Source organism: Dolichospermum heterosporum TAC447, assembly GCF_024584745.1.
In the GTDB taxonomy this organism is placed as follows: domain Bacteria; phylum Cyanobacteriota; class Cyanobacteriia; order Cyanobacteriales; family Nostocaceae; genus Dolichospermum; species Dolichospermum heterosporum.
In genome coordinates, this window is the sequence record NZ_CP099464.1 from 3,258,670 (window position 1) to 3,274,274 (window position 15,605).

Sequence of the window (15,605 nt, forward strand, 5' to 3'; positions counted from 1 at the left end):
AGCTACGCCACGCTTCCCTATCAGACAATCTGCGTTTATCTGCGTTTATCTGCGTTCTTATCCTCTACATCCTTAAATCCTGTAAATCCTGATTCAGACAAATAAAGACAAATAAAGACAAAAAAAAGCGGGCTAACCGCTTATTAGAAGGTTAACCCGTTTCACTTTGGGAACGCGCTACAGAAATTGTTACTGCAATACCAACTTAACATTGGCATTTTGCAGACCACGCTGTTTTACTTCAGCCAAAGTCTTGTTAACGGCATATTTTTGATTGATAGAGTTGATCAACTCGGTCTGGTTGTGCTTCTTAGCGACACCCCATAAGTCAGCAATAAGGTCAAAAGAACCGTCACTGTTACGAGACCAACCTAGATCGTACTCGCCTTCCAATACAGCAACGATGTCGGAACGGAGACGCTGACCGTTATAACCACGGACATCAGCTTCAGTCTTAACGCTGATACCTAAGTCGCGCAAAGAAGACTTAAGAATTTCGGCATCGGTGATCTTGGTACGCAGAGTGCTAAAGTGAGACATTTGGGTTTCCTCCAATAAGAAGATTGATGAGAAAAACGACAACGGTTCTTTTTCAGCGAAGCCGCATTAATTGGGAACGGCTTTTTTCTATCTGTTAGCCTTGTGACTAACCTTTCCCCCTGACAAACAGCAGAGGAAAGCTTTTAAAACTCCATGCGCTGATATTCAGCGACAGCGGAGGCTGCGGGTCTAGCACGCTGTCTAGCCCAGTCCCTTAAGGCTGTGACCTGTTCTTGCATCGTTCGTGACAGCGGCAAAGTAGACTTTAATGCAGCAATAATATCTAACTGTGTGAACTCCCGATCTTGGGCGAAGGCTTCATACATAGCTGCCACGATCGCTTGTTCAATTTCTGCCCCGGAAAAGCCGTCGGACATTTTTGCTAGTTGTTCTAGATCAAATCTAGCAATTTCCTCCCGACGTTTGGTCAGGTGAATACCGAAGATATCCTGACGTTCTTCCGGTGTGGGCAGATCCACAAAGAAAATTTCATCAAAGCGACCTTTCCTCAAGAACTCTCCAGGTAGGCGTTCTACACGGTTAGCAGTCGCCATAACGAAAACTGGAGATTTCTTTTCTTGCATCCAAGTCAGGAAAGAGCCGAAAATTCTGTTTGATGTCCCCCCATCAGAATCGCCAGAACCACCGCTACCTGCAAAGGATTTATCCAATTCGTCAATAAACAGAATCGTGGGGGAAATTGATTCTGCTGTTTTCAGGGCGTTCCGCAGGTTGGCTTCACTTCGACCCACCATTGAGCCGTCGTAGACCCGCCCCATATCTAATCTCAGAATTGGTAAACCCCATAAACGGGAGGTAGTTTTGGCAATGAGTGACTTACCACAACCAGGAACACCGAGAATTAACATTCCTTTTGGTTGGGGCAACCCATACTCTCTCGCTCTTTCTGTAAAGGCGTTGGAGCGTTGGGTGAGCCAGGTTTTTAATTCTTCCAAGCCACCCACAGCATCAATGGTTTCATCTTCTTCGATGTACTCCAAGATACCGTTGCGGCGGATGAGTTGCTTTTTCTCGGATAAGACAATATCAACTTCATTTTCCGTTAATTGCCCAGTTGTTACCTGTGCTTTGCGGTAGACTTTCTCAGCTTCATCTTTAGTTAGACCTAAAGCGGCTCTGAGTAGCTTTTCTCGCGCCTCGGTTGTCAGCCGTCGTCCACGATTTTGCTCTTGATGGGCGGTTAAAACCTTATTTAACTCAGCCATGTCAGGCAATTGAAAATCTAAAACAACAACTTCTTTTTCTAATTCAATCGGAACTTGCTGCACAGGAGACATTAAGATAATGTTCTTTTGCGTTCCTTTAAAACTAGCGATCGCGTCCCGGAGCGATCTGGTTGTTGCCGGCGCATCAATAAAGGGATGTAAATCTTTAAGAATAAATATACTGGGTTCTTTTTGCCGAATAATCCAATCAATGGCTGCTTCGGGAGAGACAGTATTGTGTTGAGTGGTATTCCGGGGTTGACCGTACTCGACGATACCGTGAGTTACTGTCCAAATATATACTCGTCTTTGGGGTTTTAAGTCTTGGGAAACTTTAAAAATTGACTGCTCTGCCCGCTCTTCCTCGGAGGTCACAAGGTAGATTAAAGGGTATTGAGCTTGAATTAAAATATTGAGCTCTTCTTTCATACTATCGACCTACTTGAGACCTTATAGAGACAGTACCGATCAGCGATCGCATGGCGTTAAGCCAGACTATTAATCATTATTAATTCCTATCTAACAAGGAACTAATTCTTCCTCACCCTTGGGATGGGTTTCTTCTTTTTCTCTACCATCAATAGATAGATGATCTTGTCCGATGATTCCTGGTTGGTTGCCCAAGTTCACGAGTTCACCATCACGCAGTACCAGGGAAGTTTCACAGGTGGGACAGGAATAAATCCGGTGAGTTCGTCCATGAGAAGACGCTTCTATCTCTTCTACTACTTCTGAGTTGGTCAGGTAGAAACTGAGCGCCCTTTCTGCCAGGTCTGACATCGGTTCTGAGTCAACGGCAGAACGAATTTTAAGTTTTCTGTGCAGTTCCGGTGATAAATATAACGTAACCTTTTGCTTAGTTTGCATACAACTTTCTGGTGGTCTTACCCGGGTATGTATACCACCTTATCGGCTCTTTTCTCAGTTGTCAAGATGGTAAAGCGTTTTAACTGCAATTTTGTTACATTTCGTAATATAACTAGGTTGACTACGTTTTTCTGTCTGATAGCGTAGCGTGGCGCAAGCCATATCAGGATTTCTAGGATTTCAGGATTTTCAGGATTTGTTTGGAGATTTGGATTGTGTCTGAATCAGGATGTCCAGGATTTAGGGATTTTCAGGATTTTTGTGGGGATTTGGATTTTGTTTGGATATATTTCACAAGGCGTTATGTACTCTTTGTGATAATCTAGTGAAAATATTATCTGCCGCCGTTTAGCTTCGTCCTGTGCCGTTTTAAGGTTATTGTTGACGGTGACGCTTTCTAATATTTTTAATTTAGCCCAATGTCATTCTGTTCGCGCAGCGTGCCAGAGGCATTACGAAATGAAGTGTAGTGAAGAATCTTTTGAGATTCTTCGCTACACTCAGCATGACAAAACAGGATCATTTATTTTGTGGCTTACTCTTAGGGAACGCCAAAGAATAAATTACCCAATTTTGTGGGATGGGCATACTATGGCTAACGCCACGCTACGCGAACGACAAGCTCAGCACAAGTCCTGCCCGTCCTTGATGATTAGCGATTAATCACCAAAGGTAAAGACAGACAACTGCGTCAAAGTATAAGCGATAGTTCTTGCCACAGGTCGGGATAAATAGACAACTAAATAGCTAGAATACTTTCGAGGTTATTAGGAATAGGTTAAAAATGGCAAGGCGTGGCGAAGTACTTATAGCAATTATGCCAGCAAAATCGGACATGAAAATTGCCTGTGAGCAAAACTGGTATCGGATTCCTGCTGATCAAGTGGAACGTCTTAAACAACGTAATGTTTGGGAACCAAAATGGTTAGCCTTTTATCAGCCAAAAGTTTTTCGTGATGAGGCATTTGCCGTCAATTACTATGCTTCTATAAAGTCTATTAGTCAGACTTTCAGACATGAGCTTTTTCCTGATGAATCACCAAACTCCAAAAGTCAGAAACGTTATTACAAAATAGACATACACCCTATGGAAAAACTACCGCAGCCAATCTATAGCCGTAGGCTCAGACGTATATTGTTCATTCCTACAACTTGGGAAAAGCTAATAAATGCAGCCGAAATTAACGATCTATGGGACGAAAGCCCATTAGAAGATAAGCTTTGGGCTGAATTCAAGCGTTATTCTATAGATGCCGAGCGTCAACAGGAAGAGAAAATTAAAGATAAAACCTATCTCCTTGACTTTGCCATTTACTGTGAAAAAGGAAAAATAGATGCAGAGACAGATGGCGATACTTGGCATTCAGCCAAAGACCGTATTGCTGAGGATAATCTCAGGGATAACGATCTTGAGACTGTTGGTTGGCGCACTATTCGTTTCAATTCCAAAAAGATCCGAGAAGAAATGACTGAATATTGCATTCCTACAATTTTAGAAAACATCAAAAACCTAGGTGGACTGAAAGATGACCAAAAAAGGATGCCTCGCAAAATTGGCTTGGATGGTTCGGAACAGTTGACTCTATTTTAGAAGCATATATTATTTTCAAAATATTGTCATAGATATGCGAAATCCTATCAGAACTAATTGTATTTCATTATTGATTATTGAATTGGCAAAAGTTAAATTTTCAGGCTCTACCGGAGTTAATATGCTAAACTAGAGGCAACCCTTAACTGGGAACTCTTAACAGAAGGAATGTCAGATATTAATGACTTTAAAGACTTAATAATTTGGCAAAAAGGGATGGATATTGCTCAAAGATGCTATTTCCTCACTAAACTTTTTCCCAAGGATGAGTTATATGGTATGGTTCAACAAGTTAGAAGAAGTGCTGTATCTATTCGGTGCTAATATATCTGAAGGATATGGACGAAGATATAGAGGAAAATATATAGGGTTTGCTGAATAAGTTGTCTGTGAGGGCAGGGAACTCTTAGGGATTTCCAATTAGAAAAATACCCAAAAATTTCTTGTAGTGCGGGCATCTTGCCCGCTAATCATCAAGGACGGGCAAGAATGCCCATCCCACAAAATTGGGTAATTTATTTTTTGGTGTTACCTTAACTCTTAACTGGGAACAGTTTTAACTGTCTGGATATCCTCAATTTTCCAAATCCGACCCAGGAAAATGCACCAATTTTGAGACACCATCAGCCAAAACCTTGCACTTTCTTGTGATAAAAATCAGCGAAACCCTTATTAATAAAAAGGTTTCAGTTTTATATGGCTAACGCCACGCTACGCTATCAGCCAGCCCTACATATCCAAACGGTAATTTTCCTGTTCGCGTTCCACAAAATACTGGACACGGGCGCGGTAATCTCTGAGAGTTTCATCAACCCAATCCCGATCGCTACTGTTAACATAGAGATGGACTAGGGGTTCACTAGCATCAGGTAAAACCAATAGCCAATCGTCATCATAGGGCTGGCGGATTTTCACGCCGTCAATTAGCTCCAGATTCTGGGCGGGGTGAGTTTCCACCAAATAACGCATTAACGCCCCCTTAGCAGTCCAAGGACAGCGGACTGTGTAAGTTCTATTAATGACACGGGGTAATTCGGAACGCACCGTTGCCAGCGATCGCTCTTGAATGGTTAACATTTCAATCAGCTTGGCAATACAGAACATCGAATCAAACCCTGGATGTAATTGCGGAAAAATAAACCCAGTTTCCCCACTCCCACCTAGAACCACATTGGGGTTCTTCTGACAAGCTTCCATTAAAGCCGTCGGATTTGCTTTAGTCCTAATTACATTACCATCATGACGATGGGCAACTAATTCCACCGCGCTAGAAGCATGAACTGGTACAACTACCGAACTTCTAGGGTTAGCATTTAACATCATATCCACCATCAAAGCCGTAAGCATTTCTCCACGAATGGGAAAACCCGATTCATCAACTAAAATCAGTTGTTCCCCATTAGCTGATACCTGCACGCCAAAATTAGCGTTCACCGCCTCCACAACGTGACCTAATTGAGTCAATAGTAATTCTCTATCAGCATTGGAAATTGCCGTTTTATTCAAACTAGCATTTAACACCACCGCATCAGCCCCGAATTTATCTAACATTTGCGGCAAAATAGCCCCAGACACAGCGTAAACATAGTCAATTACCACTTTTGCCCGACTATTACGCAAAGTATCCAAATTTAATAACTTTTCAAAAGCCTTGCCATAGCAGTCCATTAATTGACTAGAATATACCACATCACCAATTTCATGACTTTGGGAACGGCGCATATCTTCCTTAAAATACGCCCCCTCAATTTTCTTTTCTTGGGCTTTAGAAATGTTAATGCCCTTAACATCCATAAATTCAATCAAGATATAATCACGGCGTTCTGGGTGAACTCGGACATGAATACCCCCCGCTACGTGCATAGTAGGAATCACTGTCCTAGCGATAGGAATAGCCGTAGTATCGAGATTCTGAACATCCACACCTACAGACATTAAACCCGCAATTAAAGACCGTGTTACCATCCGGGAAACATTGCGTTGGTCACGGGAGACTGTCACCATTGAACCAGGCTTCAAAGTCGAACCATAGGCAGCCCCCAACTTCACAGCAAACTCTGGAGTAATATCAATATTGGCTAATCCCTGTACCCCGCGCTGTCCAAATAAATTGCGTTGGGCAGTATTTCCCCAAATCAGATTAATATTTAAAACTGCACCAGACTCAATCTTTTTACTTGGCCATACCCTCACCCCAGGGCTAATTTGCGCCTCTTCTCCCACCGTAGACAGCGAACCTACCACAGCCGCTTCTAAGACATGAGCGCGTCTATCTACACGAGTACCGCGACCAATTACGCAAGCCGATAACTGGGCTTCATCGCCAACAATTGCCCCATTCCAAATAATTGGTCTTTTTAAATGAGCATCAGCTCCAATTGTCACATTATCACCAATTACTGTCCCATCCTCAATTTTCACCCTCGCGCCAATGCGGCAATTATTACCAATTACGGCTGGGGTTTCAATTTTGGCTGTAGGATCAATATAAGTATTTTGTCCTACCCACAAACCGGGAGCAATTTCTGGATAAGCCACTTTTAAGTTAACTTTCCTTTGTAAAGCATCATACTGGGCCTCTCTATAGGCATCTAAATGACCCACATCACACCAGTAACCATCAGCAACATAACCGTAAATCGGCTCGTTTTTGGCTAGCAAGAGGGGAAATAAATCTTTGGAAAAATCGCATTCAGTATGTTCTGGTAAATAGTCTAAGACTTCTGGTTCTAAAATATAAGTGCCAGTGTTGACAGTATCAGAAAAGATTTCGCTAGTGGAAGGCTTTTCCAAAAATCGGTTAATGCGCCCTTCTGTATCCGTAATTACCACACCAAATTCAATGGGATTAGGCACACGGGTTAAAATTAAAGTAGCTTTTGATTGTTTTTGTTGATGAAATTCAATGGCAGCATTCAAATCAAAATCTGTGATACTATCACCGCTAATGACTAAAAAAGTTTCATCTAAAAGTTCAGTAATATTTTTTACACAACCTGCCGTACCTAATGGTTGATCTTCTTCGATAGCATAGGTCATTTGTACGCCAAAATCACTGCCATCTTGAAAATAATCACGGAGAACATCTGGTAAATAATGCAATGTGGCAATTACTTCATAAATCTGGTGCCGTTTGAGGAGATTAATGATATGTTCAGCAATGGGACGATTTAAGATCGGAACCATTGGTTTGGGTAAATCGCAAGTCAAAGGACGCAACCGTGTTCCTGAACCACCTGCCATTAAGACTGCACGCATAAATACTCCTAAACTTGACTAAAACCATGATATTTTTCTTTTTCTAGTCTCTTATAGTTATTGAAATTTCAGAACCTTCCATAAGAAACATCTCTGAAAGGATTCACTGAGTCAGGAGTCAGGAGTATGGCTAACGCTACGCTATCAGGACTATGGCTAACGCCAGGCTATGCCTTCGGCACACTACGTGAACGCTATCAGGAGGAAGAAAGAAGTTTCTCCCCATTGGTGTCAACTTAACGTAAAATCCATAGTCCGACTGGGAATGAATTCCCAGTCTCATAGCAAAAGTCGTCTCAAGACGACTCAATAACTAGAAAATTTTTGAAATTGTTGAGTTTACTTTAGAGAACTCCACAAAAAGAAATGCCCAATGTCATTCTGTTCGCGCAGCGTGTCAGAGGGATTACGAAACGAAGTGTAGTGAAGAATCTATTGAGATGCTTCGTTTCGCTTCGTTTCGCTACACTCAGCATGACAAAACAGGATCATTTATTTTGTGGCTTACTCTAATTCATTTCTGGGCGGGTCTGTGAGCCAAACAAATAAGCCATCTGTAGCTTAAGTTGACACCAATAGTTCCTCCCCTGTTCCCTGTTCCCTATTCCTTATCGTTTCAAAATTCTGATTCGTCTAGCACCTATAAATCTTTTACCTACTGATAGGAGAAAACTAAAACAATGCAGTAGAACCCCATAGATTTAATTGTCAAGGTACAGCTTACCGTTAGGCAGTTAGGTTTTTATACAGGTTGATTACCTTTACTGTCAATTGAGATTATAACATCAAATATAATTAACTTATCACTGAGGGATAAATCCCCTCTTGCAGCTTTCATCCCCGGCTTACGAGACATTGATCTCTAAAAATTTTGGGGATTTTTAGGGATTAATTCCGGGGTTTTTAGCTTATCTTCTTATAAGATGATGTCAGTTATTAAGGGAGTTGACGGTAATCATGAATTTACTTGTGTTTGCAATAATTGTAGTTTATATCGGTGGCGTGTGGAAATTTTGGACTGGATTTGGTAGGACTAATTTTAATCAAACTTTACCTAATCGGATCGGTTTGGCTTTGCTATGGCCTGCTTTGTTTTTAGTTAATTCATCCTATCGTCGCAATTTTCAAAAGGCACTGAAGGGATAATTAATTCGTAATTACCCATTACGAATTAATTATTTTCGTTAAAAATTGTGTCAAGGGGCTAAAAAGCCTGAATCCATTCTTTAACAAAATACTCTGTCCAAATGCCGTTTTGCCAATAGGGATCTGATTCCACTAATTGACGAACGGTGTTTTCGTCTTCAGCTTCGTAAATAGCAAAAACTTGAGTTACATCTTTTGTTGGACCAATGGTAATTAAAATTCCAGATTCTTTCTGTTGTGCTAATCCGGCTAAATGGTCTTGACGATAGGGTTCGCGTTTGGTAAGAACGTCTTCACAATAGCTTCCCCATAAGATGTATTTTGTCATAATTTCTGATTTGATTATTGATACTAATTAAAAAATATAGCAACATGAGGTTTTTTAAGATAGAGATTGATGATCAAGTTTTTAATTTCACTAAAGTAGGTTGGCGTTAAAAATTGTCGTTGGGGCAAGGGAACAGGGAACAGGGAACAGGAAGAGAGTTTTGAGTGATTTTACTTTTCTTCACATACCTTTAAATTTTTCTGTTCACCTACTTATACTTAATAATACTCATTATAATGCTAAAATATATACAGATATTTATAATTACATGAGGTAGATCCTAACTTGCTCATTGCTTGCAGGGAGGAGGTTAGGTGTGTTGTTATTACACCAGTCCCAATCAGGAAGAAACTATATTTATCATCTATCTTGAGACATATTTTTATTAAAATAAATTACGATTTTGTATAACAAATCACAGTTTAATAGTTAAAAATAGAACTAATATCTCAGTTTAAAAGAGAATTAATCAAAAATATGTCTAAGCAATTTAACCGACGTAAGTTTCTGCTTTACAGCACTGTAGGTATTGGTAGTAGCATTTTTTTAAAAGCTTGTGCTAATAACTCTCCAAATACTGCGAATAGTCCAGCAGCATCCACCAGTACATCTCCTGTAGCTGGTACTACTGGTAAAACCATCAAGATAGGTATTTTACATTCTCTCAGTGGGACAATGGCTATCAGTGAGAAAAGTGTGGTAGATGCGGAAAAATTAGCAATTAAGGAAATTAACGCTGCTGGGGGTATTTTAGGTAAGCAAATTGAAGCAGTTGTTGAAGATGGCGCTTCTAATTGGGACACCTTTAGAGAAAAAGCTACTAAATTGATTGACCAGGATCAAGTAGCTGTAGTTTTTGGTTGTTGGACTTCTGCTAGTCGCAAAAATGTCAAGCCAGTTTTCGAGAGCAAGGATCATATGCTCTGGTATCCTGTGCAGTATGAAGGTCAAGAATGTTCTAAAAATATTTTTTACACTGGTGCAGCCCCAAATCAACAAATTGAACCTTCTGTTGATTGGTTGTTGAAGAATAAAGGTAAAGAGTTCTTTTTAGTAGGTTCTGACTATGTTTTCCCCCGCACTGCTAATAACATTATTAAGGCTCAATTAGAGGCTTTAGGTGGGAAAACTGTGGGAGAAGATTACTTACCTTTGGGTAATACGGAAGTAACAGCTATTATCACTAAAATTAAGCAAGTTTTACCCAAAGGTGGTGTAATTTATAATACCCTTAATGGTGATAGTAATGTTGCTTTCTTCAAACAGTTGAAAGGAGCGGGATTGACACCAGATAAGTATCCTTCCATGTCTGTGAGTATTGCGGAAGAGGAAGTTAAAGCCATTGGTGTGGAGTATCTAGAAGGACATTATGCTGCTTGGAACTATTTTCAAACAGTAGACACACCTGCGAACAAGAAATTTGTGGCGGCTTTTAAGAAAGAATACGGTGAAGACAGGGTAACAAATGACCCAATGGAAGCGGCATACATCGCCGTGTATTTATGGAAGCAAGCGGTAGAAAAAGCAACTACAACTGACTTAGCAAAAGTCCGGGCTGCGGCCTATGGTCAAACTATAGATGCACCTGAAGGAAAAGTGACTGTTAATGCCAATCATCACATATCAAAAATTGTGCGGATTGGTCAAGTCAGAAAGGATGGACTATTTGACATTGTTTATGCTACTCCCGCACCAGTTGAACCAGTTCCTTGGAATCAATTTGTGAAAGAGACCAAGGGATTTGCTTGTGATTGGTCAGATCCTGCAAAAGGTGGTAAATACAAGAATGGTTAATTTGGTGGTCAGTTGTCAGGGGTTAGTAATACTCAAAACGGCTAGAAACTGGACTTTTTTATCATACAAATAACAAGCCTCTCTAGTATTAAATATTATTCCTTAACCCTCTCCTAAGAGGAGAGGGTTAAGGAAAGTGATTTAGGTGAAAATAGCCCCCCAATCACAGAAAGAGAGCTTAGGCACTTAGATAAAGAAGCTACTAACAGCAATAGTACCCAAAGCTGGTAATATACCACTATATCCTGTGATATTCACCAATAGGTCATTGCCTAATTGGAAACCAGCCACACCATCATTAATGACCAAATAAGTTCCGGCAATACCGGAAGTGGTGACACTGACTAAAGCTGCACTATTTACACCTAAAGCCTGATTATCAGATAATCCTCCGTTAGCATCAATAAATACACTATTGGCCATATTTATTAAGGTAGTAGCTGTACTATCAGCAGCACGAGTGAAGGCAGTGGGAGCCTTCATAGCTACACCCAAGGAGGTCAACAGGTCAATTTTGTCAGTGCCGATGGCAAAGTCGGTAATTCTGTCTGCTCCTAATACTGGGGATTGTCCAAATTGGAAAACAAAGGTATCGCTTCCTGTTCCACCTGTGAGGGTGTCTGCACCTAAACCACCGTTGAGGGTGTTATTGCCACTATTACCAATGAGAGTGTTATTACCTGCGTTCCCTGTGCCGTTAATTGCGGCTACTCCTGTGAGGGTGAGGTTTTCTAGATTATCTCCCAAGGTATAAGTGACAGATGATTTAACTGTATCTGTTCCCTCATTGGCTTTTTCTATGATGGTGTCAGTAGTAGTATCTACCACATAAACATCATTACCTAAACCACCAATCAAGGTATCAATACCATTACCACCGTTGAGGGTGTTATTGCCACTATTGCCTGTGATAGTGTTATGCAGACTGTTACCCGTACCATTAATATTGCTGCTTCCTGTCAAGGTCAGGTTTTCCACATTATTAGGTAAGGTGTAGGAAATAGATGCGTTGACTAAATCAGTTCCTGCGTTGAGAGCTTCGGTAACAATGTCACCTATATGATTAACGGTATAAGTATCGTTGCCGGCAAGTCCAATCAGGGTATCTGGACCATCTGTACCGATTAAGGTGTCAGCGTTATAAGTTCCAAACATCATTTTGTAAATGGTAGTCATAAGAATCTCCTTGATTTTTTGCTTGCTTAAATTTCGTTAAAATATCACAATGGAATTGTATCATGTCCGTCTAATCACTTACGATATAGTTTGTCATTTTTTCATGGTAATATCCTTAATTACTAAAAGCTAAAAGATAAGTAGTGAGACAGAATTAATTACACAATGTTATTGCCTAAGCGTTGCGTTAGCTGTATGGAACGAAGTGAAATGAAGCAATCACCAGGGCTGTGATTGTTTCCCTTCGCTCGCAATGACTGTAAATATTTTTGTCCAATTACTTAAAGAGGCGAGAGTAAAGAAGTTTTCAGCGATTTTACGTTTGTTTGGTTTTATTGTGTTCACCTACTTATTCATATTTGTACTTCGTTTAGTGGCAATTTGCTGTGAGGTGAAAATAACTAAAAAACAACTGACAACTGACTATTAGGAATAAATTGATAATTGCAGGGATAAAATGTTAACAGGGTTCTTGGAAGCTGTATTTAATGGTGTTAGTATTGGCGCTGTTTTATTAATTGCTGCGTTAGGATTAGCGATCATATTTGGCTTAATGGGTGTCATTAATATGGCACATGGTGAGCTAATGATGTTTGGCGCTTATACAACTTTTGTCGTGCAAAATGTTTGTAAGCAATTGGGTGGGGTTTGGTTTGAAGTTTATATATTTCTGGCTTTGATTATTGCTTTTGTTTTCACTGCTGGTGTGGGATTAGTTCTGGAAAAAAGTGTAATTCGTTATCTCTATGGACGACCTTTAGAAACTCTGTTAGCAACTTGGGGCGTAAGTTTAATTTTTCAGCAGTTTGTTCGCAGTGTCAATTTATTATTAGTCATGGGGATGGTTTTGTTTTCTGTTTTGTTTTTTGGGGGTTTATGGATTTTAAATTCTCGGAATAATTTACAGAAAATTCGTAACTGGGTTGTGGGAGTTTTACTATTTTTGTCACTAGGATTGACAATCACAATTTGTAATTTATTGAGTAAAACCTATCAGCAAGCGGTAACTTTACCTTGGTTCGGCGCTCAAAATGTGGATGTTACAGCCCCTAGTTGGTTACAATCTGGTGTATCTTTAGCTGGTGTACAATTACCTTATGCCCGGTTATTTATTATTGTTTTGACGATTATTTGTGTGGGAGGAATTTATCTATTTTTGCAACGTTCTCATTGGGGATTAAGAATTAGGGCTGTTACTCAAAATCGCAGTATGAGCGCTTGTTTGGGTATTCCCACTCAAAAAGTTGATGCAATTACTTTTGCACTGGGTTCAGGGTTAGCTGGTGTAGCTGGATGTGCAATTAGTTTACTCGGTTCTGTCGGACCAAATACTGGACAAAATTACATTATTGACACCTTTATGGTGGTGGTTGTCGGTGGTGTGGGTAATTTAGCTGGTACGATTTTGGCAGCTTTGGGAATTGGGACAATTAATTATTTGATTGGTTCGGGAACTTTGGCTTTGTTGTTGGGTGCGGTTAAGCCTTTGGCTGATTTATTTAGTTTTTTTGCAACTACAAGTATGGCTAAGGTGATGGTTTTTGCGTTAATTATTGTGTTTTTACAGTGGAAACCTGGCGGAATTTTTCCCCAAAAGGGTCGTCATGTTGATGTTTAAATTATGGGAAATTAAACGCAGATAAACGCAGATAAACGCGGATTTTAGAAAATGGATAAGTTAGAAATGATGAAAATTAAAAAGGGGCGAAATTTAATATTAGTTGAAGTTGGGGTCGTTTGTGCGATCGCTTTAATTTTGATTTTGATTATGCCGGTTTTACTTTCAGATTTTCGTCTGAATTTATTGGGACGATTTTTGTCTCTGGCTATTGTGGCTTTGGGAATTGATTTAATTTGGGGTTATGCTGGTTTATTGAGTTTGGGACATGGGATTTTCTTCGGTTTGGGTGGATATGCGATCGCTATGTACCTAAAATTGCAAGTCCCCACGGGGGAGTTACCAGATTTTATGTCCCTTTATGGTGTTATGGAACTTCCTGGATTTTGGCGGCCTTTTTCTTCTTTTCCCCTGTCTATGGCTGCTGTGGTGATGATTCCGGGTTTGTTAGCAGGATTACTGGGATATTTAGTATTTCGTAACCGCATTAAGGGCGTTTATTTTTCGATTTTGACTCAAGCTGCAATTATTGTATTTTTCAATTTTTTTAATGGACAACAACAATTTTTTAATGGCACAAATGGGTTGATAGATTTTACCACTTTTCCGCCTTTATCTTGGGGAGTTAATGGCAGTGGTGCTATAGTTAGTGATAGCAAAACTCAATTTGTTTTTTACGTCTTGACGGTGGTATTTTTGGCGGCTACTTATGGGCTTTGTCGCTGGTTAACTAGTGGACGTTTTGGTAGATTATTAATAGCTATTCGTGATGATGAAAGTCGGGTGAGATTTTCTGGTTACGACCCCACAGATTTTAAAGTCTTAGTATTTGCTGTTTCGGGAGCAATTGCTGGTATAGCTGGGGCATTTTACACCGTTCAAAGTGGTTCTGTATCCCCTAGATCCATGGATATTGGCTTTTCTATTGAAATGGTGATTTGGGTGGCTGTGGGGGGAAGAGGGACATTAATCGGGGCAGTTATTGGCACTTTATTAGTTAATTATGCCCGGACTTTTTTAAGTGAACAATTCGCGGAAATATGGCTATTTTTTCAGGGTATACTATTATTAATTATCGTCATTCTGCTTCCTGATGGCATAATGGGATGGTTAAATCAACAAAATATTCCTTTCGGGAAACGTCAGCAATTAAAAATTTCTGATACCTATCCTAGTTTAGAAGAAGACATAGAAGTGAAACATGAACGCCAAAATCTTGGAAACTGAAAATGTAACCGTTAGTTTTGACGGTTTTAAAGCATTAAATCGCCTAAATTTTAGTATGAATGTTGGTGAATTGCGCGTAGTAATTGGTCCGAATGGGGCAGGAAAAACCACTTTTTTGGATGTAATTACAGGTAAGGTTCAACCAACTATAGGGAAAGTATTATTTAAGGGTAAAAATTTACGTTCCTTAGCCGAACATCAAATTGCACGGCTGGGAATTGGGCGCAAATTTCAAACTCCACGAATATATCTTAATTTAACACCTTTCGAGAATTTAGAAATCACTAGTAATCGTCAGAAAAATGTCTTCTCAACCTTGTTTCGTTCTATCAATTCTGCGGAGAAAAATAGTCTTAAAGGCTTATTAGAAACAATTGGTTTAACTGCAAAAGCAAATATTCCAGCGGCTTTATTATCCCACGGAGAAAAGCAACGTTTGGAGATTGGAATGTTAGTAGCACAATCTCCTGATTTATTACTTGTTGATGAACCAGTGGCTGGTTTAACAGATGAAGAAACCTATAATATCGGTAATTTATTATCAACATTAGCCACGAGTCATTCAATTTTAGTTATTGAACATGATATGGAATTTGTGCGACAAATTGCTAAGAAGGTGACAGTATTGCATGAAGGTTCAGTATTGTGTGAAGGTGATTTTGAGAAAGTCAGAAATGATCCCCGCGTTATTGAAGTATATTTAGGAAAACAGGAAGAGAATCATACCCCCCCTTAATCCCCCCTTGTGAAGCTGGGAAACAAGAACTCTGTCCCCTCCCGGTTATAAGGCGTGTACACACAAGTCAAATTACCCCCCTTAATCCCCCCTTGGAA

General features: G+C 40.0%; 13 protein-coding genes. 7 read left to right on the forward strand and 6 right to left on the reverse strand.

Annotated elements, in window-relative coordinates; translation table 11 throughout:
* Positions 1-189: 189 nt before the first annotated feature.
* The 3 genes from NG743_RS14685 to NG743_RS14695 all read right to left on the reverse strand — a co-directional run bounded on the left by NG743_RS14685 (position 190) and on the right by NG743_RS14695 (position 2,633).
* On the reverse strand, positions 190-540 hold the full coding sequence (locus NG743_RS14685) for a DUF1257 domain-containing protein (protein WP_015081375.1): 351 nt from the start codon (positions 538-540) through the stop codon (positions 190-192).
* A 143-nt stretch (positions 541-683) separates the two neighbouring features.
* The gene (gene ycf46 / locus NG743_RS14690) at positions 684-2,195 is read right to left on the reverse strand and encodes a stress-responsive protein Ycf46 (RefSeq protein ID WP_027403478.1); all 1,512 of its coding nucleotides are present in this window, start codon (positions 2,193-2,195) and stop codon (positions 684-686) included.
* A gap of 90 nt (positions 2,196-2,285) precedes the next feature.
* A complete protein-coding gene (locus NG743_RS14695) occupies positions 2,286-2,633 on the reverse strand; it encodes a slr0373 family blue light stress response protein (RefSeq protein ID WP_053537560.1) in 348 nt (115 codons plus the stop codon).
* A 784-nt stretch (positions 2,634-3,417) separates the two neighbouring features.
* Between NG743_RS14695 and NG743_RS14700 the strand changes: the two genes are divergently transcribed.
* Together NG743_RS14700 and NG743_RS14705 are read left to right on the forward strand one after the other, a co-directional pair.
* The gene (locus tag NG743_RS14700; protein WP_193964040.1) at positions 3,418-4,224 is read left to right on the forward strand and encodes an endonuclease domain-containing protein; all 807 of its coding nucleotides are present in this window, start codon (positions 3,418-3,420) and stop codon (positions 4,222-4,224) included.
* A 168-nt stretch (positions 4,225-4,392) separates the two neighbouring features.
* Complete coding sequence (locus NG743_RS14705; protein WP_228043979.1) at positions 4,393-4,548, forward strand: four helix bundle protein; 156 nt, start codon at positions 4,393-4,395, stop codon at positions 4,546-4,548.
* A 405-nt stretch (positions 4,549-4,953) separates the two neighbouring features.
* On the opposite strand, the gene NG743_RS14710 is transcribed toward NG743_RS14705, so the two are convergent.
* On the reverse strand, positions 4,954-7,482 hold the full coding sequence (locus NG743_RS14710; RefSeq protein ID WP_257120326.1) for a mannose-1-phosphate guanyltransferase: 2,529 nt from the start codon (positions 7,480-7,482) through the stop codon (positions 4,954-4,956).
* A gap of 957 nt (positions 7,483-8,439) precedes the next feature.
* On the opposite strand from NG743_RS14710, the gene NG743_RS14715 reads away from it, so the two are divergent.
* Positions 8,440-8,628, forward strand: a complete 189-nt coding sequence (locus NG743_RS14715) for a hypothetical protein (protein WP_173401716.1) — start codon at positions 8,440-8,442, stop codon at positions 8,626-8,628.
* A 58-nt stretch (positions 8,629-8,686) separates the two neighbouring features.
* Here the strand turns inward: NG743_RS14715 and NG743_RS14720 are convergent, their stop codons facing one another.
* Positions 8,687-8,956 carry a YciI family protein gene (locus tag NG743_RS14720; protein WP_027403483.1) on the reverse strand — a complete coding sequence of 90 codons (270 nt, stop codon included), beginning with the start codon at positions 8,954-8,956 and terminating at the stop codon, positions 8,687-8,689.
* A gap of 477 nt (positions 8,957-9,433) precedes the next feature.
* Here NG743_RS14720 and urtA point away from each other — a divergent pair, with 477 nt between their 5' ends.
* Positions 9,434-10,750, forward strand: a complete 1,317-nt coding sequence (gene urtA / locus NG743_RS14725) for an urea ABC transporter substrate-binding protein (RefSeq protein WP_027403484.1) — start codon at positions 9,434-9,436, stop codon at positions 10,748-10,750.
* A 186-nt stretch (positions 10,751-10,936) separates the two neighbouring features.
* On the opposite strand, the gene NG743_RS14730 is transcribed toward urtA, so the two are convergent.
* Positions 10,937-11,926, reverse strand: coding sequence for a calcium-binding protein (locus NG743_RS14730; RefSeq protein WP_257120327.1), 990 nt, complete (start codon positions 11,924-11,926; stop codon positions 10,937-10,939).
* Between the two features lie 457 nt (positions 11,927-12,383).
* Between NG743_RS14730 and NG743_RS14735 the strand changes: the two genes are divergently transcribed.
* From NG743_RS14735 to urtD, 3 genes are read left to right on the forward strand one after another with little or no spacing between them, the layout of a single operon-like run.
* The gene (locus tag NG743_RS14735) at positions 12,384-13,544 is read left to right on the forward strand and encodes an ABC transporter permease subunit (RefSeq protein ID WP_027403486.1); all 1,161 of its coding nucleotides are present in this window, start codon (positions 12,384-12,386) and stop codon (positions 13,542-13,544) included.
* 51 nt (positions 13,545-13,595) lie between these two features.
* Positions 13,596-14,771: an urea ABC transporter permease subunit UrtC gene (urtC, locus tag NG743_RS14740; RefSeq protein WP_228043849.1), complete on the forward strand. Its 1,176-nt coding sequence runs from the start codon at positions 13,596-13,598 to the stop codon at positions 14,769-14,771.
* On the forward strand, positions 14,746-15,507 hold the full coding sequence (urtD, locus tag NG743_RS14745) for an urea ABC transporter ATP-binding protein UrtD (RefSeq protein ID WP_027403488.1): 762 nt from the start codon (positions 14,746-14,748) through the stop codon (positions 15,505-15,507). The genes urtC and urtD overlap by 26 nt, the downstream gene beginning before the upstream one ends.
* Positions 15,508-15,605: the final 98 nt, after the last annotated feature.

What these genes read in the sequence shown, in the direction of transcription:
- urtA (WP_027403484.1), top strand. Translation starts at nt 9,434, where the DNA reads ATGTCTAAGCAATTTAACCGACGTAAGTTTCTGCTTTACAGCACTGTA.
- urtC (WP_228043849.1), top strand. Translation starts at nt 13,596, where the DNA reads ATGGATAAGTTAGAAATGATGAAAATTAAAAAGGGGCGAAATTTAATA.
- NG743_RS14700 (WP_193964040.1), top strand. Translation starts at nt 3,418, where the DNA reads ATGGCAAGGCGTGGCGAAGTACTTATAGCAATTATGCCAGCAAAATCG.
- NG743_RS14710 (WP_257120326.1), bottom strand. Translation starts at nt 7,482, where the DNA reads ATGCGTGCAGTCTTAATGGCAGGTGGTTCAGGAACACGGTTGCGTCCT.
- urtD (WP_027403488.1), top strand. Translation starts at nt 14,746, where the DNA reads ATGAACGCCAAAATCTTGGAAACTGAAAATGTAACCGTTAGTTTTGAC.
- NG743_RS14715 (WP_173401716.1), top strand. Translation starts at nt 8,440, where the DNA reads ATGAATTTACTTGTGTTTGCAATAATTGTAGTTTATATCGGTGGCGTG.
- NG743_RS14705 (WP_228043979.1), top strand. Translation starts at nt 4,393, where the DNA reads ATGTCAGATATTAATGACTTTAAAGACTTAATAATTTGGCAAAAAGGG.
- NG743_RS14730 (WP_257120327.1), bottom strand. Translation starts at nt 11,926, where the DNA reads ATGACTACCATTTACAAAATGATGTTTGGAACTTATAACGCTGACACC.
- NG743_RS14720 (WP_027403483.1), bottom strand. Translation starts at nt 8,956, where the DNA reads ATGACAAAATACATCTTATGGGGAAGCTATTGTGAAGACGTTCTTACC.
- NG743_RS14685 (WP_015081375.1), bottom strand. Translation starts at nt 540, where the DNA reads ATGTCTCACTTTAGCACTCTGCGTACCAAGATCACCGATGCCGAAATT.
- ycf46 (WP_027403478.1), bottom strand. Translation starts at nt 2,195, where the DNA reads ATGAAAGAAGAGCTCAATATTTTAATTCAAGCTCAATACCCTTTAATC.
- NG743_RS14735 (WP_027403486.1), top strand. Translation starts at nt 12,384, where the DNA reads ATGTTAACAGGGTTCTTGGAAGCTGTATTTAATGGTGTTAGTATTGGC.
- NG743_RS14695 (WP_053537560.1), bottom strand. Translation starts at nt 2,633, where the DNA reads ATGCAAACTAAGCAAAAGGTTACGTTATATTTATCACCGGAACTGCAC.